Raw genomic sequence first — 24,676 nt, 5'->3', positions numbered from 1 at the left:
GGAGGCAATAGTTGCATGAATGCAAGTAAAGCACAAGAGCCCGTCGATGCTGCCGCCTACCGCCGGTATCTCGCGGCACTGACCCTGTTCCACGAGGCCGCCGCGGATTCCGTCGGTCTCGCGGGCGTCGATTACCAGGCGAGCAACCTGCTGGGGCTCGACGGACCAATGCCGAGCAGCGAACTCGCTCGTCGGCTGGGGCTCTCGCTTGCGGCGACCTCTCGCCTCGTCGACCGCCTCATCGACGCCGGAATCGCTCGACGCCGGGAGGACCCTGCCGACCGGCGACGAGCCGTGGTCGAACACACGGGGCATCTCCCCGGCGATCTCGCGACAGTGCTGGACGCCGTTCGAGAACCGATTGCCGCGGCTCTCGAAGCGATGAGCGAGGAGCAGCGTTCAGGCGTTGAGCGCTACGTCACGGCGGCGGCCGAGGCGTACTCGAACGCGGCGCGTGCGGTCCGCGAGAGCGCTTGAGGTCAGCTCAGCGACCGACGGGCGCGCGCGACCCGGAGCGCATCCGTCGCGATGCTGAGCGCGAGACCGACGCCGAACAGCACGAGAGCCGCGACGCAGAAGGCCGAACAATCAACAACAACGGCGCGGCAGCATCATGCAGCTGCGACCGCAAGATCAGAGCATCACCGTTCTCGACGCGGGCCCGGTCATCTGCGGACTCTGCGGAGAAGCGTTCACGACAGAAGACAGGTAGAAGGATGTCTAGGTGCGCTAGACATTGATGTATAGGGGCGGGTGTACTAACGTCGTGGAGGAATCGAAGCGGAGTGAGGTCGAGCGGTTCCTGCGTGAGCGGGAATACACGGTGCAAAGTGAGAAGGGCGGCCACACGAAGTGGGGGCAAGTCCGGCGCTCGATCCATCCCGATCCCCCGGCCTAACAGGATTTCTCCCGGAGCTCTGCGAACTATCGAAAAGGTAATCGGGTTCGTCCCGAACGAGTGGAAGTGAGGGGGAAGCGACGAGCCGCACAACCTATCAGCTCAGCGTGACCCGCGAGGGCCGCTGGTGGATCATCGACGTGCTCTCCATTGATCACCGCACACAGGCGCGCGCACTGAGCGAAGTTGAGTACATGGGCCGCGACCTCATCGCAACGATGGAAGACGTCGAGCCCGACAGCTTCGACGTGGCCGTACAGATCGAAAAGCCCGCCGACGTTGCCGCGCAACTCGACGAAGCGGCACGACTCGACCGTGAGGCCCAGGAAGCAATCGCGCGCGCAGCGCACGACCGTCGTGCAGCGGCGCGACGACTCCGCGAGGTCTACGCACTGAGCGCGATCGACATCGCCGCCCTGCTTGGCGTCACCCGAGGCCGTGTCTACCAGCTGCTCGAAGATCGCGAGAAGGCCAGCGTTTAACAGCCTCGCCGGGAATATCAGACGCAGCCGGGAGACTAAGCGGAGCCGACTCAAAGGAAACGAGCATCACTGCCGCTGAGGGAACTCCGAAGATCGCGGCCACCGAAGCTCTCTACAGCTGGCCCGAATAAACCCGGTGAAACTGAGAAGCGGCTGGCTGTCTTACTTTCTAGAAAGCGAGAAAGCTAACTAGAAAGCAAGAAGACATGCTAGCCGTCGGCCTGACACCCGGTGCGATCATCGTCATTATCGGCGGCTTGATCGGCACCGTCCTGATGGTCTCCACCAGCTCAGTAACGCCGCGCTCATCATGAACGCTGCTACGGCCATGGGCCTGAACCGGCGCGCGCAGCAGATCGGCGTCATGACAGCCATGGGCGAATCCTCGCTGAAGAACCTCGACCATGGCGACGCAGCTGGCCCCGATTCTCTCGGGCTGTTCCAGCAGCGCGACAACTGGGGCAGCCGCGCGGAACGCATGGACCCCACAACGGCAGCGACTCTCTTCTACTCAAAGATGGTCACCGTCGAGGGCTGGGAAACCATGGAGCCCACGGCGGTCGCTCACACCGTGCAGGTCAACGCGGACCCTGACCACTACACGAAGTACTGGGAGCCGGCGCAGGCCGTGGTGGCTGGCCTCGGCTCTGGCAGCTGCGGTGCAGCTGTCTACCCGCTCGATCAGCCGTACATGCAGACCAGCGGCTACGGGCCGCGCACATCATCGACACCGGGTGCCAGCTCGTGGCACCCGGCCGTTGACCTGGTAGGCCAGTGTGGCGACCGGTTTACGCCGTGCTTCCCGGAGTCGTCACGAAATCGGAAAAGCTCTGGCTCTCGGTCACTCACCCTGACGGGTTCGTTATCTCCTACCTGCACACATACAAGGCCGATCGCTCCGTGGACGTGGGCGATGTCGTACAGGCCGGGCAGCAGATCGCGAAAGTCGGGGACGTGGCCCCGGCCACCGGATGCCACCTCGATCTGCGCATCAACGTAGCCGCCAGCAGCAACGCGCAGGTAAACAGCCTGCCGCAGGCGCAAACGATCGACGGCCCCGCTGGATACGTGGACCCGGCCGACTTCATGGCACTGTTCGGGATCGAACTGTGCCCCGCTGAATGGTGCACCCGCACCTAATGAGAAGGAGAAGAAACCATGGCAGAACGAACCATCTGGGGAAACCTCGCCGCCGACCTCACGGTTGAGCAGGCCGGGAAGGCCGAGGTTACGAAGTTCCGGGTGATCGAGAACACCCGCAGCTACCGAGGCGGCGAATGGGTTGATGACGACACCCCCACAACACACTTCATCGAAGCGTGGTTCGAGCTGAGCAAAAGCGCAGCGGCGAACCTCTCGAAAGGTGACGGGGCGATCGTCTACGGCAAAGAACGCAGCGAATCATGGGGAGCGGAGGACGACCGCAAATTCGGCCGCGTGATCCGGGCCGAACGCTTCGGCATCATCCCCCGTCGGCTGGATGCGGACAGCAGTACCAACTGATGAGGCTCGACGGACTCGACGCAAAGCCCTGCACACCGCCGTTTCTGGCAGATGCCTTACTCACCGCGGCAACGGGGATCGCGATTGTCGCTTGGATCATCGCCCTCATCGCCGGGGTGCTCTGGTTCCTCTGGCGCCGCCGCGATCGCCAAACGGTTGCCCGCAACATCGGAGTAGTCGCACTGGTGGTCTCGCTAATCGCGACCCTGGCCGCCGTGTTCCTCAATATGCCTTGCTGAGGGTTGCTGGTTGCTCCAGCGTTGATGCAACCCCCTTTCTTGCTTCGTCGCGACCGCTATACCGTGTGGGCATTAGGTGACAGCTACACGGTAAGGAAGACGAATCATGCACGTTATCGATCAAATGCTCGACTCCTACCCGAAAGACCTCGGAGGAGTCGACCAGGCAGCCCTGAGCAAATGCATTGCAGCGTGTCGTGAGTGCGAACAGACCTGTGTGGCCTGTGCCGACGCCTGCCTCAGTGAGGACGGGGTGACCGAGCTCACCAAATGCATCCGCACTAACCTCGACTGCGCCGACCTCTGTACAACAACGGGGAACGTTCTCTCTCGCCATACCGGGTATGACGCCAACATCACCCGCGTCACTCTGGAAGCCTGCCAGGCGGCGTGCAAGAGCTGCGGCGACGAGTGCGAGAGCCACGCCCAGATGCACGACCACTGCAAGATCTGCGCCGATGCCTGCCGCCAGTGCGAGCAGGCGTGCGCCGACGTGATCGCGAAGCTGTGAGCGAGCAGCACCACACGAAGCCGCGACGGAAGGGAATGTCCAACTACCTCAAGCTGGGCATCACCCTCGTCGTGAGCTTCGTCATTATGTACCTGCTGACCTTCTCGATGATCAACGTCATCGGCGACTTCTACTTCAATATCAGCAATGGCTACATGGCCTTGATGATGGTGTGCCCCATGGCGATCGTGATGCTGGTCGTGATGTGGGGGATGTTCAAGAACAAGAAGCTGAAGATCGCGCTCATCGCTGGGTTCGTCGTCGTCTTCATTGCTGCGTTCTTCATGGGCCGCGCCGAAACCTTCGTCGGCAACGAGGGTTTCCTGAAAGCGATGATCCCGCATCACTCTCGCGCGATCCTCGTCTGCCAAGAATCCGACATCAGCGACCCGGAAATCGAGAAGTTGTGTGACACGATCATCAAGTCTCAGCAGGAGGAGATCGATCAGATGAAGCGCATTCTCGAGCGGTACTAGCGTTCCTCGGGAGCGACCGCACTCCGTTTTTGCATTATCATCTGCGTATGGATGCAGATAAGCCGATATGCGGTCGTGAGGTCGATAGTCAGTATGTGGAACTCGCTGTCGAGGTGTTTTCGATGCTCGCGGACGCGACGCGGGTGCGAATAATCCTCGCGCTCCGTGATGTCGATGAGTTGTCGGTGAACCACCTGGCCGACATTTTGGATAAGCCGCCGTCGGCCGTGTCACAGCACCTAGCCAAGCTGAGGCTTGCCCGAATCTTGTCTACTCGGCAGGACGGGCAGCGAGTGTTCTATCGGTTGGAGAATGAGCATGCCCGGCAGCTCGTCTCAGACGCCATCTTCCAAGCCGAACATTCCCTCGGCGGTGTTCCGCGCCACCACCACGTGCAGACAGGCGAGCGCTCGTGAGTGCCCACTCGCACGACCACGAGCATGCTTTCGACCACGACCACGACCACGGGCATGGGCATACGCATCCGACGGGGTTCAAAGGTTTTTTGTATGGCCTGTTCGTGCCGCATTCGCATGACGCCGCCGACTCCATCGACGACGCGCTGGAAGCGTCGACTGAGGGAGTGCGCGCCCTCAAGATCAGCATGGGCATACTGCTGGTCACCACGGTGCTTCAGCTCGTCGTCACTGTCTTCTCCGGCTCGATCGCCCTATTCGCTGACACCGTACACAACTTCGCGGACGCGCTCACTGCTGTACCGCTATGGATCGCATTCATTCTCGGCCGCCGAGCTGCGAACCGCCGCTACACCTACGGCTACGGCCGAGCTGAGGACCTCGCCGGTCTGTTCATCATCGCCGTGGTCGCCATCTCCGCGATCGTTGCCGCATGGCAATCCATCGACCGTTTTTTCCATCCACAACCCGTGCACAACCTCTGGTGGGTCGTCATCGCTGGGCTGATCGGGTTCGCCGGCAATGAAGCCGTCGCCATCTACCGCATCCGCGTCGGTCAAAGAATCGGCTCCGCCGCCCTTGTCGCCGACGGGGTGCACGCACGCATCGACGGCTTCACATCCCTCGCCGTGGTCATCGGCGGCTTCGGTGTCATGATCGGTTTCCCCCTGGCAGACCCAATTGTCGGCCTGCTCATCTCGGCTGCCATCATCGTCTTGCTCTGGGGAACAGTGCGCAGCCTCGGCCGCCGCCTCATGGACGGAATCGAACCAGGCCTCCTGCACAGAGCCGAGCATGCGCTGCACGACACACCCGGCATTGAAGGCATCGAGCGCCTCCAATTGCGCTGGATCGGACACCGCCTCAGCGGCAACGCAACGATCACCACCAGTGTCGTCACGCTCACCGAGGCCGACCAAATTGCCACTCTCGCTCAAAACGCCCTAAGGCATGCAATTCCGAACCTCGACGACATCAAAATCACGCCTCGACCGACAACTTCTCCCGGCTCTTTGCCAGAAGATGCCGATCATCGCCGGCATCTCTGATCGACCACACCTTCCGCCCAAAAACGATCGTTTCCGGTGCACCTTTGCAGGCATCATTTGCGTGCTGCGACACGCCGAGGATGAGTGCGCCGGAACACCCCACCGAAACCAATTCGCGCCGGAATCCTGGCGGTAGCGTTTTCGGCATGACCAACAGCGTTGGATACGCCCGGGTATCGACCCGCGATCAGAACCCAGCTGCGCAAGAGGCCGAGCTTCGCGCAGCCGGAGCGCACCGCGTGTTCATCGATCATGGTGAGTCGAGCAGGGTCGCAGATCGCCCGCAGTGGCTTGCCTGCATGGACAATCTGCGCGGCGGTGACATCCTCGTTGTCCGTGGCCTCGACCGCATCGCCGGCAGCGAGGTTATGGCGATCGAGATAGTCGCAGAACTCGGCTGACGAGGCATAGACCTGCGCAGCCTCACCGAGCCGGCATTCGACACGACAACGCCGATGGGGCGCGCGCTATTCAGCATCAACGCCGTCTCCGCGCAGCTGCGCGTAGACGGCATCCGAGAAACAACCCGGCGCGGCTTGGACTACGCGAGAAGCCAGGGAAGGATCGGCGGACGTCCCACAGTGATGACACCCGATCGCATCGACGCCGCCGAGCGCATGCGGGCCGAGAACCAGAGCTACGCACACATCGCGCACGTGCTGGGAGCGGGGGCATCAAGCGTCCGTCGTGCTCTTGGGGCTGCTGGCTCTCGATGAGAGCACAGGTGTTCCTTCCGGATACCGAGCCCCTGCCGTGCGCGAAGCGTACGGCACACTCGAATAGCCGGGAGAAACACCGATATTCTTCTGGATTGCCCTGACATAAGTTCGAAGTACATGGACATGCCAATTTTCCCGGAGCCGTCTTACTCTTCGGTGCCTCAGATAGCGCAGGGGTATGCGGCCTACCTGCCTGAAGATAGTTCGCGGCCGAACATGGTTCGGCATCTCACCGGGTATGAGGCGTTCGTTACGTTGTGCGCAGAGCTGGGAACCGATCCGCGCTCTCTGGCATCAGACATCGGCGCTTGTGCGAGCCATATCCGAGGACAGGGTGATGAGATTCGCTCTCGGGGACTGGAGAACTCGGCTGCGGTGTTTCTGGGCAACGTCCTGGTGCAGCAACGTGAAGATGCGCATTGGATCCAGTATGGGAGCGAATTTCCTAGTGCCGGAACGCGGCGACAGCGCTACGAGGTTCTTGAGTTACTTAATCTCCTGACGCAATCAGACGAGCCGACGTTCAGAACATGCCTTGAAAAGATCAAGGAGTGGATCAGCTACTCTGCATGATCCATGCGCGAGAGCGACTGAGGTCAGCTCAGCGACCGACGGGCACGCGCGACCCGGAGCGCATCCGTCGCGATGCTGAGCGCGAGGCCGACGCCGAAGAGCACGAGCGCCGCAATGGGTAGCGCGCTCAGGCTCGTGCCGTCGAGAATGACAGCGCCGAGCAGCGCGCCACCGCCGATGCCGACGTTGAACGCCGTGGTCTGCAGAGCGGCGGCGAGATCACGGAGGCGGAACGACGCGGTGTGCAGCATCCGGGTCTGAAGCATTGCCGGAATGCCGCCGAACGTGACACCCCAGACCACGAAGGCCACCGTGACGACGGCCTGGTTCGAGGTAAGCGCGGCAAGCACCGTGATCGCGGCCATGAGCGACAGCACGGCGATGGCGAAGCCGCGCTTGGGAAAGCGATCGGTGGTGAACCCGGCGATCACGAGACCGACGGCACCGGCGCCGCCGAACAGGAAGAGCAGAAACGCGACGCTGTCGGCGGGGAACCCAGCTTCGCTCACGAGCCAGGGCGCGATGTACGTGTAGAAGGTGTTGTGCGCCGTGAGCACGAGCAGAATCACGATGCACACGATGATTACGCCGGGCAGGCTGCGATCTCGACGCGCCGGAATGGGGATCTCGCCCGTGCGCAGCGGAACCTGGTGCCGCACGGCGGGAAGAAACTTGATGACGACGAGCGCGAGCACGACGACAATGCCGCCGATGATGAGAAACGCCGCGCGCCAGCCGAGCGTGTGACCGAGCGCTGTGCCGACGGGTACGCCGAGAACGAATGCGGCTGAGCCGCCGCCCGAGGTGATGGCTACGGCGCGGCCGAGCTGGTGCGGCGGCACGAGGTGCGCTGAGTACGCTGCGACGACCGCCCAGAACAGGCCGTGAGCCAGCCCGCCCAGAATGCGGGCTCCGACGAGAAGCTCATAGCTCGGAGCGATGGCGGCGAGCACGTTGGCGAGGGCGATGACGAGCAGAACAACCACGACGAGGGCCTTGCGCGACATGTTGCGCGTAATCGCCGCGAGCGGAGTCGTCGCGACAACCACTGTCCCCGCGAAGACCGTCACGAGCAGTCCCGCCGTCGACAGACTGACGTCGAGGTCCCGGGCCATGTCGGGCAGGAGCCCTGTCGGCAGAAACTCGCTCGTCACCGAGACGAAGATCGCGCCGGCGAGGGTGAGAAGACCGACCCAGGGAAAGCGAGTTTCTTCGGGCACCCAGACAACATTAGAGCACCCGTGCATATTCTGAGCCCATGGCCAGTGTGCTCGAGCGAGACCCGTGGGTGCGTACGGGTGTGTCGATCGGCACCGTGCCTCTCTACCTGCTCGTTACTCACGTACTGGCCGGCATCGTCTACCGTGCACTGTCCACGGAGCTCGCTCTCGGTGAGCGCATTGCCGCCGCGGTCACCTGGGCGGTTCTCGGCGCGCTCGTCGTCGGCGCGTTCTCGTGGCTCGTGACGTGGCGAACGGCTGAGGGACGGCCCATGCTGCACTGGTGGATCGCTCCTGTCGTCGGCATCGTCACGATTGTCGAGTTTGTGATCGTCGTGGTGGCGATCGTGATTCCGCATGGCGACGCAGACGCCGCCTGGGGCGCGGCCATCGTTGAGCAGATCGCGTCGCCCCGGTTCTGGGCAGGAGCACTGTGGATGCCGCTGACGGCGTGGATCTGCGTCGTCGCCACCGTGCGCGTGCGGTGGTTCCGGCCGCCGCGCATGGTCATGCTCGGGGTCGTGCCCTACGTTCTCGCAGGCGTCGTCTTCGTGGGTCTTCTGAACGGAGGCGTTTACGAGAACCCGTGATTGTGACAGAGGAAACCTGAGGTTACGGGTGCGTTATGTCTCGTTTTGATCACGATCGCGTTATCGACTGGACAGAATCTGAACAGGGCGATTTCCGCGCGTCCCGATCCTTGAGATGCCAACGATTTTCGGGCCTTAGCACGGGGGTTCGAGCTTATCTGTGGGCTCTCCGGGTATCGCCGAATGCGGTTGAATGCGTGTGATCGTCTCTGTAACCTCGGAAGCCATATGTCTGCGACTCAAGCCATTACGAATGTCCAAGTCGAGAGTGACTCCACCGAGCGCATCATCGCTCCCGGAATTGAACACGCTGCCGAGATGTGGCGCATTGCGCGCGACTCGGTCACGCTCGATCTCAACCCCTCCTACGCCTACCTCGTGTACTGTCGCGACTTCAGCCGCACAACGCGCGTGGCCGTCGTCGACGGTAAGGTCGTCGGCTACGTTATGGGCCACGTGCGACCCGAGAAGCCGCACCACCTCTTCGTCTGGCAGGTCGCCGTCGATGAGAGCTATCGAGGCCGCGGTCTCGCGGGTCGGCTGCTCGATGAGCTGTTCAGCGGTGTCGCAGCATCCGATGACGTGCACACCGTCGAGACGACGATCACCGACGACAATGAGGCCTCCCAGAACCTCTTCGCGTCGTTCGCCCGTCGCTGGCAGAAGGCGCCCATGACCGTGGACCCGCTGTTCGACGGCAAGCACTTCCCCGACAACCACGACGCCGAGAAGTTGTACGAGATCGGCCCCATCTTCTTCTTCGACGACGAGCTCCTCGCTGAGGTCGAACAAGCTCGTCAGCGCGCCGAATCGCTCGGCTGACGCACCCACGACGACGAGGGCGGCCACCGCTGCCCTCCGACGGGCGCAGGATCACCCGTGACGCCTGCGCACGCTGCTACTGCAAAAGATTCACGGCATCCTCACGAAGGAAGGAATCGTGATGTCCCCCATTTCCGACGCCATCATTGCTCTCGAGTCCGAGGTCCGGAGCTACTCTCGCTCATGGCCCGCGGTCTTCGATCGCGCTGTCGGCAGCCACATGTACGACGAAAACGGTCGCGAGTACATTGACTTCTTTGCGGGAGCTGGTGCGCTCAACTACGGGCACAACAACCCTGTGCTCAAGAAGGTGCTGCTCGACTACATCAGCGACGACCGCGTGATGCACTCGCTCGACATGTTCACGACGTCGCGCCAGGAGTTCATCGACACGTTCAACGAGCTGATCCTCAAGCCGCGCGGCCTCAACTACAAACTCGCCTTCCCCGGCCCCGGAGGAACGCAGGCCACCGAGGCGGCGCTCAAACTTGCGCGCAAGTACACCGGGCGCGAGTCGGTCATCAGCTTCACGAACGGCTTCCACGGCATGACGCTCGGCGCCCTCTCGGTGACCGGCAACTCGCTCAAGCGCGGCGGCGCCGGTGTTCCGCTCGTGCACGCGACGCCCATGCCGTACGACGACTACTTCGACGGCGACTACCCCGACTTCTTCTACCTGGAGCGCCTGCTCACCGACAGCGGCAGCGGCCTCAACAAACCCGGTGCCGTGATTGTCGAGACGGTGCAGGGTGAGGGCGGCATCAACCCGGCGCGCTACGAGTGGCTGCAGAACCTCTCGAAGCTCTGCAAGCAGCACGACATTCTGCTGATCATCGACGATGTTCAGATGGGATGCGGCCGCACCGGTACCTTCTTCAGCTTCGAAGAGGCCGGCATCGAGCCCGACATGGTGTGCCTGTCGAAGTCGATCTCCGGCTACGGCATCCCCATGGCCCTCACGCTGCTCAAGCCAGAGCTCGACGTGTGGGAGCCCGGAGAGCACAACGGCACCTTCCGTGGTATCAGCGCCGGCTTCGCCACGGCGACGGCCACGATCCGCGAGTACTGGTCAGATGACTCGTTCACGAAGTCCATCAAGGACAAGGGCGAGATCGTCGCGAAGCGCTTCCAGTCGATCGTGGACGTGACGCCGGGCATCACCGTCACGGCGAAGGGTCGCGGTCTTGCGCGCGGAATCGAAATGGCGTCGGGCGAGCTCGCCGATGCCGTGTGCGAGGAGGCGTTCAAGAACGGTCTTCTCGTCGAGACCGCTGGCCCGAGCGGCGAGGTCGTGAAGTTGCTCGCGGCCCTGACCATTCCCGAAGATGTACTTAACGCCGGACTCGACATTCTCGAGAGCGCCGTTGCCACGGTCGCCTCGGGAGAGCTGGCGAACTCAGCATCCACCATTTCCAAGACCGAGGAGAGCTTCGCATGATCGTCCGCAGCGTTGAAGACGTCGAGGGTACCGACGCCGATATCAAGAGCGAGAACTGGCGCAGCAAGCGCATCATCCTTGCGAAGGAGGGCGTGGGCTTCTCTGTTCACGAGACCACCCTCTACGCCGGAACCGAGAGTGAGTTCTGGTACGCCAACCACATCGAGGCCGTGTTCATCACGCAGGGCGAGGGCACCGTCACCGACAAGGCGACGGGCGAGACCCACGAACTGAAGCCCGGAACGGTGTACCTGCTCAACGACCACGACAAGCACATCGTGCGTCCGCGCACCGAGATCAAGTGCGTGTGCGTATTCAACCCGCCCGTGACGGGCCGTGAGGTGCACGACGAGAACGGCGTGTACCCGCTCATCACCGAAGAGCCAGCGGGCGCCTGAAGCTCCCATTCACAGCAGCCGAGTCAGCGAAAGCTGACCCGGCTGTTGTCGTTTGGGTGACACAAATGCAAGAACGAACAACACCGATCAAGGAGGAGTGAGTGACTGCAACTCAGACAGTCCAGACCGACGTTTACCCCACCCGTACCGGAGGTGCGGAACGCGTGCTCGACCGCGAGGACCCGACGCTCTATGGCACGGCCGACGACGGCCCCATGGATGCTGCGACACTCAGCGGCTACGACCGCAACGGGTATCTCGCAATCGACGAGCTGATCAGCGCAGACGAGGTCGCCGCGCTGACGGCTGAACTGCAGCGGCTCTCAGCGGACGAGGGCGTGCGACGTGACGAGCGCACCATTGTCGAGGCCGCGAGCGATGAAGTGCGTTCGATCTTCGAGATCCACAAGGTCAGCGACGTGTTCGCCAAGATCGCCAACGATCCGCGCGTTGTGGGCCGAGCGAAGCAGCTGCTCGGCTCTGACGTCTACATTCACCAGTCGCGCGTGAACTTCAAGCCCGGGTTCGAGGGCAAGGAGTTCATGTGGCACTCGGACTTCGAGACGTGGCATGCCGAAGACGGCCTGCCGAACATGCGCACGGTGAGCATCTCGATCTCGCTGACCGACAACTACTCGTACAACGGGCCGCTCATGATCATGCCCGGCTCGCACAAGAAGTACGTGTCGTGCGCGGGCGAGACGCCTGAAGACAACTACAAGAAGTCCCTCATCATGCAGGGAGCGGGAACACCGGAGAAAGAGACCCTCACGGCGTTCGCCGATGAGTACGGCATCGACGTGCTCGAGGGAAAGTCCGGCGGCGCGATCATGTTCGACTGCAACTGCATGCACGCGTCGAACGGCAACGTGACGCCGTACCCGCGCTCCAACGTGTTCATCGTGTTCAACAGTGTGGAGAACACCGCTGTCGAGCCGTTCTCGACGAGCAGTCCCCGCCCGGAGTTCGCCGGAGCGCGCGACTTCACGCCCGCGGGCTGATCTCGCGTTCACGCATTCGGTAATCGATGGCGGCGCGCCGACTCGGGCGCGCCGCCATCGGCGTGTCGGGACGGATCCCCGAGCGCCTGAACTCACGGGACTGGTCATGCTGTCGGAGGCGTCGCATATGCTCGCGGCACACGTCCGATTCGGCGTCGACGGTGAGTGAGCCATGGACAACTACGACATCAAGAAGCATCATCGCGCCCTCTATGCCCCGAGGTCGCGCGACATGACGGCGTTCGCCGAGAGGCGCAAGGGGGACTGGGACTGGACCATGATGATCGCGCAGCCCGAGTGGATCGCGTACGATGCCGAAGGTCCGGTGATCGCCGAAATGCACGACGCGTTCATTCCCGGCAGCGACTGCGTGCTCACGGGCAGACACCACGAGATCTATCTCTCTGACGTGCGGAAGACGGCGCCCGAGAAGCTGCGCACGATCATTCGGCAGCCGGTCGAACGGGGCTGACTCTTCTCAGCATCGGCGCTCGCGCGCTCGGTAGAATGCCGGTACGCCCCTTCTTCACGCCGATTCGGCGTGCCCGAAAACACGAATTGCCGCCTGCTCACGAGGCAGCTCGGCAGAAGGAGCGCAGTGAACAGCTCGGCAGAAGCCCACCGCACGAACTGGATCGCCCGCGAGGAGCAGGCAGAACGACTCATTCCCCTGGTCGGCGGTCTCTATCGCACCCACGGCGTCGTGACGTCGATTCACGGCCGTCGGCTCATCGGGCTGTCGACGATCGATCTCATCAAGGCGCACAAATTCGCTCGGCAGGCGGGTGCGCAGACCATGTCGATGGATGCTTCGACGGCTGTTCTCGAGGCGCTCACCGCGCTGAAGCCCGGGCCGGCGTCGCTCGACATCGCACGCCTGCATCAGGCACACCGCGACCGCGGTGAGGGACGGAGCCTGCGTGAATTTTTGCGCGAGGAGCTTGCCGGCAACCTTGCGGGGAACAGCGAGACCGCTGAGCCGCGCGACGTCGTGCTCTACGGCTTCGGGCGCATCGGACGGCTTGTGGCTCGGCTTCTGATCGCGCATGCCGGAAGCGGCGCGGGGCTGCGGCTTCGCGCGATCGTCGTGCGCAAAGGGAGCGACGGAGACCTTGTGAAGCGCGCGAGCCTGCTGCGTCGTGACTCCGTGCACGGCCCTTTCGCCGGTACGCTCACCATCGACACCGAGAACAACACGATTCTGGCCAATGGCACGCTCATTCAGGTGATCTACTCCAATGATCCGGCGACCGTCGACTACACGGAGTACGGCATCGACGACGCGATCGTCGTGGACAATACGGGGCGGTGGCGCGACCGTGCGGGGCTCGAACAGCATCTTCGCGCCCGTGGAGTCTCTCGCGTTCTGCTCACGGCGCCGGGCAAGGGCGACCTCAAGAACATCGTGTACGGCATCAATCACCATGAGATCGGGGAGGGCGACAGCATCCTTTCTGCCGCATCGTGCACGACCAACGCGATCACGCCGGTGCTTGCCGCCATTGACGAGGCGTATGGCGTGGTGCGCGGGCACGTCGAGACCGTGCACTCGTACACGAACGATCAGAACCTCATCGACAACTTTCACAAGGGCGAGCGGCGGGGGCGGTCGGCCGCGCTCAACATGGTGATCACTGAGACCGGCGCGGCGAAAGCTGTAGCGAAGGCGCTGCCGGCGCTCGAGGGAAAACTGACGGGCAGCGCGATTCGAGTGCCGACCCCAGACGTCTCGCTGGCGATTCTGAACCTGACCCTTGAGAATCATGCCCAGCGCGACGAGCTGAATGCATACTTGAGGGCTGTGTCGCTGCACTCGAAGCTGCGGCAGCAGGTCGACTATGTCGAGTCGCCCGATATCGTGTCGACGGACTTCGTCGGCTCGCATCGGGCCGGGATCGTCGACGGCCTCGCGACGATCGCCGACGATGAGAATGTCGTCGTGTACGTCTGGTACGACAATGAGTTCGGGTACAGCTGCCAAGTGCTGCGCGTCATTGAGGAGATAGCGGGAACGCATCCGGCGGTGATCCCGCCGCGCGAAGAGGTGACGCTCGCCTCAATGCGCGCGCTCGGCGCTGGCGCCTGATAGCGGAGTGCAGTCGATCTCTTCGCGCAACGTGTAGTGCAGTGCTTCCCGGTGGTTTCGCAATGCAGGCATGCCTGCAGCGCGCGGCTGGCTGGGGCGTCGCAAGCCGCACTGCGCCTGACATTACGGAATGACGACGATCTTGCCGTGTACGTGCCGCTCGGCCTGCAGCGCGACGGCGTCGCGGATGTCGTCCATGCCGAAGCGTGCGGCGATCGGCACGGTGATCTCGCCCGCGACGATCGCGCGTGCCACCTTCTCGAGTGAACCGGGGGCCGCGTCTGAACCGGTCGACCACCGGATGCCGTCGGGGACGGACTCGCCCGCGGCGATCCACGTGATGCGTTGCTTCGCCACACCGAGCTCAAGGGCAGCCTCAACGGTCTCGGATCCGAAGAGATCGGCCGCGGCCGTCACTCCATTCGGCGCGAGTTCTCGAACGCGGTCGGCGAGCCCCGGTCCGTAGGTGACTGGTTCGGCTCCGAGCGTGCGCAGAAAGTCGAAGGTGCCCTCGGATGCTGTTCCAATCACCCGTGCGCCCGCGAGCTTCGCCAGCTGAACGGTGAGAACCCCGACGCCGCCCGCGGCGCCGCCGAGCAGCACCGTGTCGTCTGGACCGAGACCGATCGTGTCGACAACGGCGGCGGCGGTGAGCCCCGGTGTCGGCAGCGCTGCCGCCGTCTCATCACTCATGCCTTCAGGGATTCGCGCCAGCGGCCAGAGAGCAGAAGGACCAATGTTGACGATGACGTGATCAGCGACGGCTCGCGCCATGACGCCGCCGAAGACGCGGTCGCCCACGACGAAGTCGCCCGCGCCGGGTCCGACTTCGTCGATGACTCCGGCGAAGTCGCAGCCGAACCCGGCGGGGAGCGTGACTCCCCACTGTTCCGCCGCTTCGGGAAGCGAAGCGATGATCCAGTCCATGGGGTTGAGACCCGCCGCGGTCACACGTACGCGAACCTCTCCAGGCGCGGCGTGCGGCTCGGGCGTCTCCTTCACGTCAAGGACCTCCGGCCCTCCGAACTTCTCGTAGATGACAGCGCGATTCATACTGACCTCCGAATGCCAGTGATGGGACTAAGTCTTATCACTGTACACCCGTGATGGGACTAAGTGCCATCACGTCCGTGTTTGATGCGACTCGGTCCGATAAACTCGTGGCCATGCCTCGTTGGAAACCCGATGCGCGCGAGCGGCTCATTGTCGCTGCCGTCGAGCTGTTCGCCGAGAACGGCTACGAGAGCACAACCGTGATCGAGATCGCCGAGCGCGCGGGGCTGACCAAGAGCACGTTCTTTCGGTACTTTCCCGACAAGCGCGAGGTGCTCTTCGGGGGCGGCGCCGTCGCCACGCTGCTTGAGCAGACGATCGAGGATCTCCCGGCCGACCTATCGGCGCGGGAGGTCATTGCCGCCGCACTCGACGCTGTCGGAAGCCAGACGTTCACGCCCGAGACGCGGGAGTTCTCGGGGCGCCGTCGCGCGGTTATCGCGGCCAACCCCGAGCTTCAAGAGCGCGAGGCACTCAAAGGTCTCTCGCTGACGGCGGCGATGTCTGCGGGCCTCACGCGACGCGGCGTTCCCGAGCTGGCCGCGCGGGTCGCCGCCGAATTCGGCGCGCTCGCCATGGATATTGCGTATGAACGGTGGTCGGCTGCGGAGGGCGACGAGGGCTTCGGGGTTGTTGTGCGCCGCGCCCTCGACGACGTTTACGCGGCAAGCTCGGCAAGCTGACCCACGGGTCGGTCACTCACCAGGGGACAGGGCCCTCATCGCTCGTGAATGTTCCGGTGGGGCCGTCGGTGCCACGCAGAGCCACCTCGACGATGTGTGCGGCGCCCTGCTCGACGGACTTCGTGCCCTGAAAATCGTTGAGCGCCGTTGACGTCATGCCGGGGTCGACGGTGTTAACGGGGATGCCGTCGGGCGCGAGTGCCGTGGCGAAGGCGAGCGAGACGGCGTGAAGCGCCGTCTTCGATGCCGAGTAGACGCCGAACATCTGGCGATGTGGATTGTCCGTGTCTGCATTTGCGGCGAGGGACCCGCCTCCGCTGCCGACGATGACGACGCGCGAGCCCGCTGTCGACCGGAGCAGCGGAAGAAGTGCCTGCGTCAATGCGATGACGCCGAACACGTTGATCTCGTAGATCTGGCGCACGATGTCGAGAGGTACGACGGACAGCAGTCCCGAGCTTGCGCGGACGGGCAGCGGCGTGTTCTGGTCGCCGAGAAATGAGACGCCCGCGTTGTTCACGAGCACGTCCAGTCGGCCGAAGCGGGTGCGAATATGGTCGGCTGCGGCGGCGATAGAGTCGCCGTCGGCGACGTCGAGCTGAACAGCGCTGGCGTTCGCGCCGATCTCGGCAGCGGCCTCTTGACCCCGCTGAAGATTGCGAGATCCGACAACGACGGCGAAGCCGTGAGCCGCGAGGTCCTTGGCGACCTGCAACCCGATGCCTCGGTTGGCACCGCTGATGAGAGCGACCGGGGAGGTGGTGGTGGGTGTGTTGATCTGAGTCATGAATGCCAGTGTGCTCCGTAGCAACGAAACGAGGAATAACGTAAAGCACAGAAAATATGCTTTAGAGTTCAAACATGGCCGGCGATCGTCTCTCTGAGGTGCTCGATCTGATCGCTGTTCGCGGCGTTGTCTCGGGCGGGGCTGCCGTGAGCGGGCGCTGGCACGCAGAGGCGCCCGTTGTCGAGCAGCTCAAGTTCTGCGCCATGGCGCGCGGCGAGGCGTGGCTGACGACCGACGGCATCGACGAGCCGATCCGCCTTTCGCGGGGCGACGTGGCGATTCTCAACGGACGATCATGGCTGTCGCTCCGCGGCAGTGCAGGCGATGGCCCGCTCACAACGATCGAGCAGCCCTCGAACGGCACCATCACGCGGTACGAAGGTGACGACCATGAGAGCGCCGATGTCTTCATCGGGGGACGCATCGAGTTGAATGGTGCCGGGCGAGAGCTCGTGCTGAACGCCCTGCCTCCCGTCGCTCACGTGCAGGCCGCGGCAGAGCCCGCGAAGCGAGTGCGCGCGCACGTCGACCAGCTCCTCGCGGAGATCGTTGCCGATCGAACAGGCGCCGCGTTTGCCGTGCGCCAGTACAGTCAGCTGCTGATTCTCGACGTGCTGCGCGCATTCGCGCGCGAGCCGGACGTGCCGCCTGGGTGGCTGCGGCTGCTGGACGACGAGCGGATGCGCCCCGCGCTCGACCTCATGCACGAGCATCCCGAGACAAACTGGAGCCTCGATGACCTTGCTCGCGCGGCGGCGATGTCGCGCACCGCATTTGCCGTTCGCTTTCGCGACGTCGCGGGTGTGCCGCCGCTCGCCTATTCATTGCGATGGCGGATGCTGCTCGCACAGCGTGAGCTGCAGTTGCCGGGTTCGCGCATCCGTCCGCTTGCGCTCAAGCTCGGGTACTCCTCAGAGAGCGCGTTCAGCACGGCGTTCAAACGTCACGTCGGGGAATCGCCGAACAGCTATCGTGCCCGTGCGGCCGGGACGTGAGCCGACGCCGGACGAATGCACGCAGCCGGGTGGGTGCGACTCGCGTTGCTCGAGTCAGGGTGCCCGCAGGCGGGCGAGGCGCTCGGCAGCATCCGTTTCCGGCATCGCCGTATAGACGACGACGTGAATCTCTGGGTGGTCCGAGAGCGCGAGCTGGTGGTGCTCGAGGTGCAGAAGGCCCACATCAGGATGCTGGAACAGCCGTTCCCGCGAGGCGAAGCGCTGCACGTCGCGGCTCTCCCAGCCCGCGCGAAACTCCGCGCTCGCCGCACTCAGCCTCTCGACGAGCACGCCGTGCGCGGGGTCACCGAGCCGCGGCCCGGTCTCGGCGCGGAACTCGCTGAGAAAGCGGCGGCTCGTCGCCTGCCAGTCCGGAAGCAGCTCGCGCACATAGGGGTCGGTGAACACAAGCCACAGCAGGTTGCGATGCTCGTCGTCAACCGTCGCGATGCCGGGGTACAGCCGTTCGTATGCGTCGTTCCACGCGAGCATTCCCCAGTCGGGAGCGAGTGCGAAGGCCGGGTCGTCCCACGAGTCGAGCAGCCGCTGCAGATGCGCCGGTGCTTGCGGAACGGGCGCGGCGTGCTGGGGGAGCGGGGTGGAATAACCCAGCAGGGCGAGAACGTACTCGTGTGCGGAGGTTTCGAGCCGCAGCGTTCGCGCGACAGCATCCACCACCTGCCGTGACGGGTTGATGTCGCGGCCCTGCTCAAGCCACGTGTACCACGTGACGCTCACGCCCGAGAGATACGAAACCTCTTCGCGGCGCAGTCCCACGTCGCCGCCGCGGGTGCGCGGGGGAAGCCCCACCTCGCTGCGCGACAGCTGCGTGCGGCGGGCGCGCAGAAATCCGCCGAGCTCACGGCGGCGTTGCGCGTCTTCTGCAGAGCGCGTCGCGCTGGCAGCATCCTCAACCACGCTTCAATACTAGTAGTGACACTACTAGTACAACGGGCAACTTCCGCGCGTAGCATCCGGCGGCCATTGTGGTCTCATGCCACACCTGCGCTCACGAACTGTCACCAACGGACGAAACATGGCCGGAGCCCGCGCACTGCTGCGCGCCGCCGGCGTCAAGGGAAGCGACTTCGGCAAGCCGATCATCGCCGTCGCGAACAGCTTCACCGAGTTTGTTCCCGGTCACACGCACCTGCAGCCGGTCGGCCGCATCGTGTCAGAGGCGATCAACAAGGCGGGCGGCATCGCGCGCGAGTTCAACTCGATCGCCGTCGACGACGGAATCGCCATGGGGCACTCGGGCATGCTCTACTCGCTGCCCAGTCGCGACCTCATCGCCGACTCGGTCGAGTACATGGTCAACGCGCACTGTGCCGACGCCCTCGTCTGCATCTCGAACTGCGACAAGATCACGCCCGGGATGCTGATGGCCGCACTGCGCCTCAACATTCCGACGGTCTTCGTCTCGGGCGGCCCCATGGAGTCGGGCCACGCAACGCTCGTCGACGGCTCGGTGCGCTCGCTCGACCTCGTCGACGCGATTTCGGATGCTGTCAACGAGAACATCTCCGACGCCGACATGCTGCGCATCGAAGAGAGCGCATGCCCGACGTGCGGCTCGTGCTCGGGCATGTTCACGGCGAACTCGATGAACTGCCTCACCGAGGCGATGGGCCTGTCGCTGCCCGGCAATGGCTCCGTGCTCGCGACGCACACCGCGCGCAAGGCGCTGTACGAGAACGCCGGAAAGACCGTCGTCGACATCGCGACCCGGTACTACGACGGCGACGACGAGTCGGTGCTGCCGCGCGCGATCGCGAGCCCCGCGGCGTTTGAAAATGCCATGGCGCTCGACATCGCGATGGGCGGATCGACGAACACGATTCTGCACCTGCTCGCGGCGGCCCACGAGGCGGGCGTCGACTTCGGACTCGACGAGATCGACGCGGTGTCGCGCCGGGTGCCGTGCCTCGCGAAGGTCGCCCCCAACGTCGCGAACGGCCGCACCTATTACATGGAAGACGTGCACCGCGCCGGCGGCATCCCCGCGATCCTGGGCGAGCTGCGCCGCGGCGGCCTGCTCAACGAGAACGTGCACAGCGTGCACGCGCCGTCGTTGGCCGAGTGGCTCGACGCCTGGGATGTGCGTGGCGGCGCAGCATCCGCCGAAGCAATGGACCTGTGGTTCGCCGCGCCGGGCGGCAAGCGGTCGTCGACGGCGTTCAGCCAGTCGGAGCGTTGGGCCGATCTCGACACGGATGCTGCGGAGGGATGCATCCGCGACATGGAGCACGCATATTCGGTCGACGGCGGGCTCGCCGTGCTGCGCGGCAACCTCGCTGTAGACGGCGCCGTCGTGAAGACCGCGGGCGTCGACGAGTCGATCTGGACGTTCTCGGGCCCGGCCGTCGTGTGTGAATCGCAAGACGAGGCCGTGCAGAAGATCCTCGCGAAGGAAGTTGGCGCCGGCGACGTCGTCGTCATTCGCTACGAAGGCCCCAAGGGCGGCCCGGGCATGCAGGAGATGCTGTATCCGACGTCGTTCCTCAAGGGTCGCGGGCTCGGCAAGAAGTGCGCGCTGATCACCGACGGACGTTTCTCGGGCGGAACCTCGGGACTGTCGATCGGGCACATCTCGCCCGAGGCAGCATCCGGTGGTCTCATCGCCCTCGTCGAGGACGGCGACACCGTCACGATCGACATTCCGAGCCGGTCCATGTCGCTCGACGTGCCAGACGACGTGCTCGAGGAGCGTCGCCGTGCGCTGCTCGCGAGCGGTGGCTTCGCGCCGCGTGATCGTGAGCGCATCGTGTCTCCCGCGCTTCGCGCCTACGCTGCCATGGCGCTGTCGGCCGACAAGGGCGCGGTGCGCGACGTCGACAAGGTCGAGCGCGCGCTGCGCATTGTCGAGGCTCAGGACGCACTGGGTGCCGAGGCTGCCGCGCTTCAGAGCTGACGAAAGTCTCGGCAACGCGTTCAGGCGCTCTGTCGTCGGCCGAGCGCATACTTAGATCTGTGTGGAAGTTCGGCAGCATCATCGTCCTTGTGATCGGCGCTGTCGTGGGCGGCGCCGTCGCCGCTGCCGGATACATCTTCGTCGGCACCCTGATCGAGGTTGCGTGGTTCGCCGGTGGCATCTCGCTCGATCTCGCTGTCGTGTACGCGCTCATCGCTGCGGCGGCGGGAGCGCTGATCGGGTTTGCGGCCTCGCTCGGCGCGGCGAGCGTCGTGATTGCTCAGCGGCGTTCTCCGAGCGCCCGACGCCGTGTGACCTCGGCAACAGTCGCCGCGGTGATCTGCGGCGTCTCGGTGCCCGCTGTCGCTTTCGGCGTGCTCGGCACGCTGCAGCAGAACGTTGTCGTCGTCGGCGTCTGCGCGCTGCTCATTGCCGTGCTGGCGTCGGTCGGGCTCTCGGCATCTGAGCGCAGGCAGCGCCGCCGGCACAGCTGACCGGCGGCCAAGCGGGCCATTATGGCACGAGTTCTCGGGGTCCGAAAGGGAATAGACGGGCAGAGCCGAAGCTGCGTACCGTGACGATCGTGCAGTTCCACACGATGGATGGAGGATCGCAATGACTGATGAGACGCAAAACGCAGGCGACGACGGCGAGATCCGCACGGGGCCCGGAATGTCAGAATCGATTGAGAACGCGCAGGTCATCTCGTCGCCAGACGAGAAGCCCGACCACGACGGCGCAACGCTCGTGACGACAAGTCACGACGTGATCACGGCATGGGCGAAGGAGCGCGGAGGAACCCCCGCGACCGTCGAGGCGACCGAGCATGGAGAACGCATGGGCGTGCTGCAGATCGATTTCTCGCACGACGACGGTGGGCTGCGCGAGGTCTCGTGGGACGAATGGTTCGAGACCTTCGACGCGCGGCGTCTCAACTTCATCTATCAAGAGAAGAAGTCGAACGGCAACCAATCGACGTTCTTCCGCCTCGACAACCCTGAACGGGAGGACGCATGAGCGCGCACACTCCGCCTATGGACCCCAACAGTTCCGAGGCGACGCAGCCGCAGCTTGACCGTGCAAAGGCCGAGGGTGACGCCTACCGCGAGGCGCTGCGCTACATGGCCGAGGAGGTTGCGAAAGATGGCGGCACGCAACCCGCGGGCGATTACATCGTCGGCTACGCGGTTGAGGATGCTGAAGGAATGTACGATTTCGCCGACGGTTCCCTCACGTGGGTCAATCCCGACGACGAGAACGTGCATCTTGAGATCGTCGCGTGCGATGCCGCAGACGGCCGCTTTGTGCCGTGCCTCAACGTCACGGCGACGCTCGTGTCACCGAGTGGAGAGACGTTCGGCCCGCACGATCAGATGCTCGTGTGGCATCCGATGCTCTATCACTACGCCCGCAACTGGACGCTGCCAGAAGATGGCGAGTACACGCTCAAGGTGCACATCGATCCGCCGACCTTCATGCGCCACGACGAGATCAACGGGCGCCGCTTCACAGAGCCCGTTGACGTCGAGTTCACGGGCGTGAAGATCAAGCGCGGCGCAGAACCGGTGGAGCCTCCGCAGTAGGGGCGAGCAACCTCTCACGCGGGCACTCGAATGCCCGATAGCTGCTCACCCTGGCTCCAGACACGGTCGCTCAGGCGATGCGGCTGCCCGTCGCGAGGCGCTTGGCGGGCGTGCGGGTTCGCGCGATGGCCCACCACAGGGCGCCGGCGGCCAGAAGCACATGGATGCCGAGGCCGACGAACCAGCTTGGCACCGCGTTGTCGTGCACCTCTTCGGGCGTCGGCCGATCGGCGAGGTACGACATTCCCGGGTTTCCGTCATTGCAGTAATCGAGGACGGGCTCGAACTCCGGCGGAGTTTGCAGCGACCGCACGCCGCTCGAGAGCGTGCTGAACATATTTGTCGGGTTGCCGTGCGAATCGAAACCGCCGGGCGCAGCATCCGCGATCACGACATATGGATTTGCAGCGAGAAATCCCCAGTACAGGTCGTAGCGCGGCTGCTGGTACGTGCGCGTCTCGGGGTCGAGGCACACCGGGTCAATCGGCTCGCCCGTCTGCTCGTCGAACTCGTCGGCTTCCATGCCGATGTACGTCTCGGTGACCGTCGAGGTGGTCACCGTACCGAGCAGGCCAAACGCGATGAGCGTGCCGATGCTGAGCGCGGCGACGACGAGATAGCTCACCACGATGGAGAACAGCGGTCGCGTGATGATGGCCGACAGTGCGACGCCGAGAGCGGCGAGAACCCCGAGTTCTGCGGCGAGCACAACGAACGACACGGCGATCGTCGCGACGTCGAGGTTGCCGAGCACGAGCGCGATGGCGATGAACGGCAGGCTCGCCACGAGAAAGGCGAGCGAGGCGACCCACGCTGCGACGAACTTGCCCAGCACGATCTGCGTGGTCGAGACGAGTGTCACCTGGGTGGTCGCGAGCGTGCCGGCATCCCTCTCGCCATTGACGGCGTTTCCGCTGAACGCTGGGGTTGCGAGGGTGCCGAGCAGCAGCACGAAGTAGAGAATGAGTGAGAACAGCCAGCCGCCTGCTCCGGTCTCCGCTGCCCCGATCTCGGGGCCGGTGTTCCAGGTGCGTGTCGTCAGCCACAGCAGTGCCGTAACGATGGCGACGAGTACGACGAAGATGCCGATGAGCACGTACCACGCGACACCGCGAACGCGTTGGCGCAGTTCGAGACCGATGATGAGGCCGAGGCCGCGGAAGAACGTCACTGTGCTCCTCCGGAGTCGTCGGGGTGCGGATGCTGGTGGACCGCGCTGCTCTGGGTGAGATCGCGGAACGTGTGCTCGAACTCGCCCACAGCGGGCGCAAACGACGTGACGGGCGCTCCCGCGGCGACGAGGGCGTTGAGCAGCTGTGCGGCATCGGCTTCCCCGGTGACGCTCACGAGGGTTCCTCGGTTGTCGGAGGCGATGTTTTCTGGGGTGACGCCGATCTGCTGCAGCGTCTGCACGAGCGGCGCTGCCTCGAGCGTTCGAATGCGCCACTGCCGAGCCGTTGTGGCCGCGCGCGAGACTGCCTCGCTCGAGGCCGTCACGCCAGCGGACATGTAGACGGCGGCATCCGAGATCTCTTCGAGCTCGGCGAGCTCGTGACTCGAGACCAGGATGGCCGCACCGTCGTCGGCGATGCGGCGCAGCAGCGTGCGAAGCTCGGCGCGGGCAACGGGATCGAGTCCTGATGCGGGTTCGTCGAGGAGCAGCACGCGCGGCGAGTGAACGATGGCGCGAGCGAGGCTGAGGCGCTGCTTCTGCCCGCGCGAGAGAACGCGCGCCGGCTGATCGGCGAGGGGAGCGAGTCCCACGGTGTCGAGCAACTCTGCCGCGCGCTCGCGGGACGCCTGCGCGCTGAGGCCGTACATGCGGCCGATCGTTTTGAGCGCCGTGCGGGGACTCAGCGACGACCAGGTGCCGAGACTGTCTGGCATCCACCCGATGCGCGAACGCACCGCAACAGGGTCAGCGACGGGGTCGGCTCCGGCGACATGGATGCTGCCGGAATCCGGCCGCAGCAAGGTGGCGAGCATGAGCAGAAGTGTCGTCTTGCCTGCTCCGTTGGGCCCGACGAGCCCCGTGATGCTCCCGTGAGGCACGGTGAAACTCGCTTGGCGAACAGCGTGAACGCGGCCGAATGACCGAGCGACACCGTCGACGACGATTCCCTCCTGGGGCGAAGCGTCGCTAGGTTCTGCCACGGCGGTCCTCTCTCGTGAGCTTTCCGTCAGCGTATCGTGCTCGTGCGACATCGCCGCGCGCTTGCAGCAACCTCGATGCTCGCAGG

Annotated in this window: 29 protein-coding genes and 1 pseudogene; 24 read left to right on the top strand and 6 right to left on the bottom strand. The window is 64.4% G+C overall.

Annotated features, from left to right (window positions below):
* Window positions 1-15: 15 nt before the first annotated feature.
* From ATJ78_RS02500 to ATJ78_RS02440, 11 genes and pseudogenes are all read left to right on the top strand, one after another.
* Window positions 16-477, top strand: coding sequence for a MarR family winged helix-turn-helix transcriptional regulator (locus tag ATJ78_RS02500; protein ID WP_169923366.1), 462 nt, complete (start codon window positions 16-18; stop codon window positions 475-477).
* A gap of 528 nt (window positions 478-1,005) precedes the next feature.
* On the top strand, window positions 1,006-1,380 hold the full coding sequence (locus ATJ78_RS02490) for a hypothetical protein (RefSeq protein WP_098406158.1): 375 nt from the start codon (window positions 1,006-1,008) through the stop codon (window positions 1,378-1,380).
* A 774-nt stretch (window positions 1,381-2,154) separates the two neighbouring features.
* On the top strand, window positions 2,155-2,520 hold the full coding sequence (locus tag ATJ78_RS02480; protein WP_098406156.1) for a M23 family metallopeptidase: 366 nt from the start codon (window positions 2,155-2,157) through the stop codon (window positions 2,518-2,520).
* 18 nt (window positions 2,521-2,538) lie between these two features.
* Window positions 2,539-2,883 carry a single-stranded DNA-binding protein gene (locus tag ATJ78_RS02475; protein ID WP_098406155.1) on the top strand — a complete coding sequence of 115 codons (345 nt, stop codon included), beginning with the start codon at window positions 2,539-2,541 and terminating at the stop codon, window positions 2,881-2,883.
* Window positions 2,883-3,122 (top strand): hypothetical protein, encoded by a 240-nt coding sequence (locus ATJ78_RS02470; protein ID WP_098406154.1) that lies wholly within the window; start codon window positions 2,883-2,885, stop codon window positions 3,120-3,122. Before ATJ78_RS02475 ends, ATJ78_RS02470 begins: the two co-directional genes overlap by 1 nt.
* 106 nt (window positions 3,123-3,228) lie before the next feature.
* The gene (locus ATJ78_RS02465) at window positions 3,229-3,633 is read left to right on the top strand and encodes a four-helix bundle copper-binding protein (RefSeq protein WP_098406153.1); all 405 of its coding nucleotides are present in this window, start codon (window positions 3,229-3,231) and stop codon (window positions 3,631-3,633) included.
* Between the two features lie 35 nt (window positions 3,634-3,668).
* Entirely contained in the window at window positions 3,669-4,109 is a 441-nt protein-coding gene (locus ATJ78_RS02460; protein ID WP_098409162.1) for a DUF305 domain-containing protein, read from the top strand.
* 47 nt (window positions 4,110-4,156) lie between these two features.
* On the top strand, window positions 4,157-4,525 hold the full coding sequence (locus ATJ78_RS02455) for an ArsR/SmtB family transcription factor (RefSeq protein WP_211288415.1): 369 nt from the start codon (window positions 4,157-4,159) through the stop codon (window positions 4,523-4,525).
* A gap of 104 nt (window positions 4,526-4,629) precedes the next feature.
* Window positions 4,630-5,574 (top strand): cation diffusion facilitator family transporter, encoded by a 945-nt coding sequence (locus tag ATJ78_RS02450; protein ID WP_434061480.1) that lies wholly within the window; start codon window positions 4,630-4,632, stop codon window positions 5,572-5,574.
* Between the two features lie 80 nt (window positions 5,575-5,654).
* A pseudogene (locus tag ATJ78_RS02445) lies at window positions 5,655-6,290 on the top strand (recombinase family protein).
* A 120-nt stretch (window positions 6,291-6,410) separates the two neighbouring features.
* Window positions 6,411-6,866: a hypothetical protein gene (locus ATJ78_RS02440; protein ID WP_098406150.1), complete on the top strand. Its 456-nt coding sequence runs from the start codon at window positions 6,411-6,413 to the stop codon at window positions 6,864-6,866.
* Window positions 6,867-6,889: 23 nt separating this feature from the next.
* Here the strand turns inward: ATJ78_RS02440 and ATJ78_RS02435 are convergent, their stop codons facing one another.
* Window positions 6,890-8,086 carry an MFS transporter gene (locus ATJ78_RS02435; RefSeq protein WP_245836173.1) on the bottom strand — a complete coding sequence of 399 codons (1,197 nt, stop codon included), beginning with the start codon at window positions 8,084-8,086 and terminating at the stop codon, window positions 6,890-6,892.
* A 38-nt stretch (window positions 8,087-8,124) separates the two neighbouring features.
* Here ATJ78_RS02435 and ATJ78_RS02430 point away from each other — a divergent pair, with 38 nt between their 5' ends.
* The 7 genes from ATJ78_RS02430 to ATJ78_RS02400 all read left to right on the top strand — a co-directional run bounded on the left by ATJ78_RS02430 (window position 8,125) and on the right by ATJ78_RS02400 (window position 14,421).
* Window positions 8,125-8,676: a hypothetical protein gene (locus ATJ78_RS02430; protein ID WP_098406148.1), complete on the top strand. Its 552-nt coding sequence runs from the start codon at window positions 8,125-8,127 to the stop codon at window positions 8,674-8,676.
* A gap of 228 nt (window positions 8,677-8,904) precedes the next feature.
* The gene (gene ectA, locus ATJ78_RS02425; protein WP_098406147.1) at window positions 8,905-9,498 is read left to right on the top strand and encodes a diaminobutyrate acetyltransferase; all 594 of its coding nucleotides are present in this window, start codon (window positions 8,905-8,907) and stop codon (window positions 9,496-9,498) included.
* A gap of 121 nt (window positions 9,499-9,619) precedes the next feature.
* The gene (ectB, locus tag ATJ78_RS02420; RefSeq protein ID WP_098406146.1) at window positions 9,620-10,936 is read left to right on the top strand and encodes a diaminobutyrate--2-oxoglutarate transaminase; all 1,317 of its coding nucleotides are present in this window, start codon (window positions 9,620-9,622) and stop codon (window positions 10,934-10,936) included.
* A complete protein-coding gene (locus tag ATJ78_RS02415) occupies window positions 10,933-11,334 on the top strand; it encodes an ectoine synthase (protein WP_098406145.1) in 402 nt (133 codons plus the stop codon). Before ectB ends, ATJ78_RS02415 begins: the two co-directional genes overlap by 4 nt.
* Window positions 11,335-11,435: 101 nt before the next feature.
* The gene (thpD, locus tag ATJ78_RS02410; protein WP_098406144.1) at window positions 11,436-12,335 is read left to right on the top strand and encodes an ectoine hydroxylase; all 900 of its coding nucleotides are present in this window, start codon (window positions 11,436-11,438) and stop codon (window positions 12,333-12,335) included.
* 172 nt (window positions 12,336-12,507) lie between these two features.
* Entirely contained in the window at window positions 12,508-12,807 is a 300-nt protein-coding gene (locus ATJ78_RS16210) for a GyrI-like domain-containing protein (RefSeq protein ID WP_143741362.1), read from the top strand.
* Between the two features lie 126 nt (window positions 12,808-12,933).
* Entirely contained in the window at window positions 12,934-14,421 is a 1,488-nt protein-coding gene (locus tag ATJ78_RS02400) for a glyceraldehyde-3-phosphate dehydrogenase (RefSeq protein ID WP_098406143.1), read from the top strand.
* A 123-nt stretch (window positions 14,422-14,544) separates the two neighbouring features.
* On the opposite strand, the gene ATJ78_RS02395 is transcribed toward ATJ78_RS02400, so the two are convergent.
* Window positions 14,545-15,474, bottom strand: a complete 930-nt coding sequence (locus ATJ78_RS02395; RefSeq protein WP_098406142.1) for an NADP-dependent oxidoreductase — start codon at window positions 15,472-15,474, stop codon at window positions 14,545-14,547.
* A 113-nt stretch (window positions 15,475-15,587) separates the two neighbouring features.
* On the opposite strand from ATJ78_RS02395, the gene ATJ78_RS02390 reads away from it, so the two are divergent.
* Entirely contained in the window at window positions 15,588-16,157 is a 570-nt protein-coding gene (locus ATJ78_RS02390; RefSeq protein ID WP_098406141.1) for a TetR family transcriptional regulator, read from the top strand.
* Window positions 16,158-16,173: 16 nt separating this feature from the next.
* Here the strand turns inward: ATJ78_RS02390 and ATJ78_RS02385 are convergent, their stop codons facing one another.
* Entirely contained in the window at window positions 16,174-16,944 is a 771-nt protein-coding gene (locus tag ATJ78_RS02385) for an SDR family NAD(P)-dependent oxidoreductase (RefSeq protein ID WP_098406140.1), read from the bottom strand.
* 74 nt (window positions 16,945-17,018) lie between these two features.
* Between ATJ78_RS02385 and ATJ78_RS02380 the strand changes: the two genes are divergently transcribed.
* Window positions 17,019-17,939 carry an AraC family transcriptional regulator gene (locus ATJ78_RS02380; RefSeq protein WP_098406139.1) on the top strand — a complete coding sequence of 307 codons (921 nt, stop codon included), beginning with the start codon at window positions 17,019-17,021 and terminating at the stop codon, window positions 17,937-17,939.
* Between the two features lie 54 nt (window positions 17,940-17,993).
* Here the strand turns inward: ATJ78_RS02380 and ATJ78_RS02375 are convergent, their stop codons facing one another.
* A complete protein-coding gene (locus ATJ78_RS02375; RefSeq protein ID WP_098406138.1) occupies window positions 17,994-18,857 on the bottom strand; it encodes a helix-turn-helix transcriptional regulator in 864 nt (287 codons plus the stop codon).
* Window positions 18,858-18,933: 76 nt separating this feature from the next.
* On the opposite strand from ATJ78_RS02375, the gene ilvD reads away from it, so the two are divergent.
* From ilvD to ATJ78_RS02355, 4 genes are all read left to right on the top strand, one after another.
* Window positions 18,934-20,853, top strand: a complete 1,920-nt coding sequence (gene ilvD, locus ATJ78_RS02370; RefSeq protein ID WP_098406137.1) for a dihydroxy-acid dehydratase — start codon at window positions 18,934-18,936, stop codon at window positions 20,851-20,853.
* A 59-nt stretch (window positions 20,854-20,912) separates the two neighbouring features.
* Window positions 20,913-21,347 (top strand): hypothetical protein, encoded by a 435-nt coding sequence (locus ATJ78_RS02365; RefSeq protein WP_098406136.1) that lies wholly within the window; start codon window positions 20,913-20,915, stop codon window positions 21,345-21,347.
* A 121-nt stretch (window positions 21,348-21,468) separates the two neighbouring features.
* On the top strand, window positions 21,469-21,870 hold the full coding sequence (locus ATJ78_RS02360; protein WP_098406135.1) for a hypothetical protein: 402 nt from the start codon (window positions 21,469-21,471) through the stop codon (window positions 21,868-21,870).
* Between the two features lie 17 nt (window positions 21,871-21,887).
* Entirely contained in the window at window positions 21,888-22,436 is a 549-nt protein-coding gene (locus ATJ78_RS02355; protein ID WP_169923364.1) for an iron transporter, read from the top strand.
* Between the two features lie 70 nt (window positions 22,437-22,506).
* On the opposite strand, the gene ATJ78_RS02350 is transcribed toward ATJ78_RS02355, so the two are convergent.
* Window positions 22,507-23,607: an ABC transporter permease gene (locus tag ATJ78_RS02350; RefSeq protein WP_098406133.1), complete on the bottom strand. Its 1,101-nt coding sequence runs from the start codon at window positions 23,605-23,607 to the stop codon at window positions 22,507-22,509.
* Window positions 23,604-24,590, bottom strand: a complete 987-nt coding sequence (locus ATJ78_RS02345; RefSeq protein WP_245836172.1) for an ABC transporter ATP-binding protein — start codon at window positions 24,588-24,590, stop codon at window positions 23,604-23,606. The genes ATJ78_RS02350 and ATJ78_RS02345 overlap by 4 nt, the downstream gene beginning before the upstream one ends.
* Window positions 24,591-24,676 lie beyond the last annotated feature (86 nt).

The sequence above is a fragment of the Paramicrobacterium agarici genome (genome assembly GCF_002563955.1).
Lineage (GTDB): Bacteria > Actinomycetota > Actinomycetes > Actinomycetales > Microbacteriaceae > Paramicrobacterium > Paramicrobacterium agarici.
This window is presented reverse-complemented; position numbering and strand designations above follow the sequence as displayed.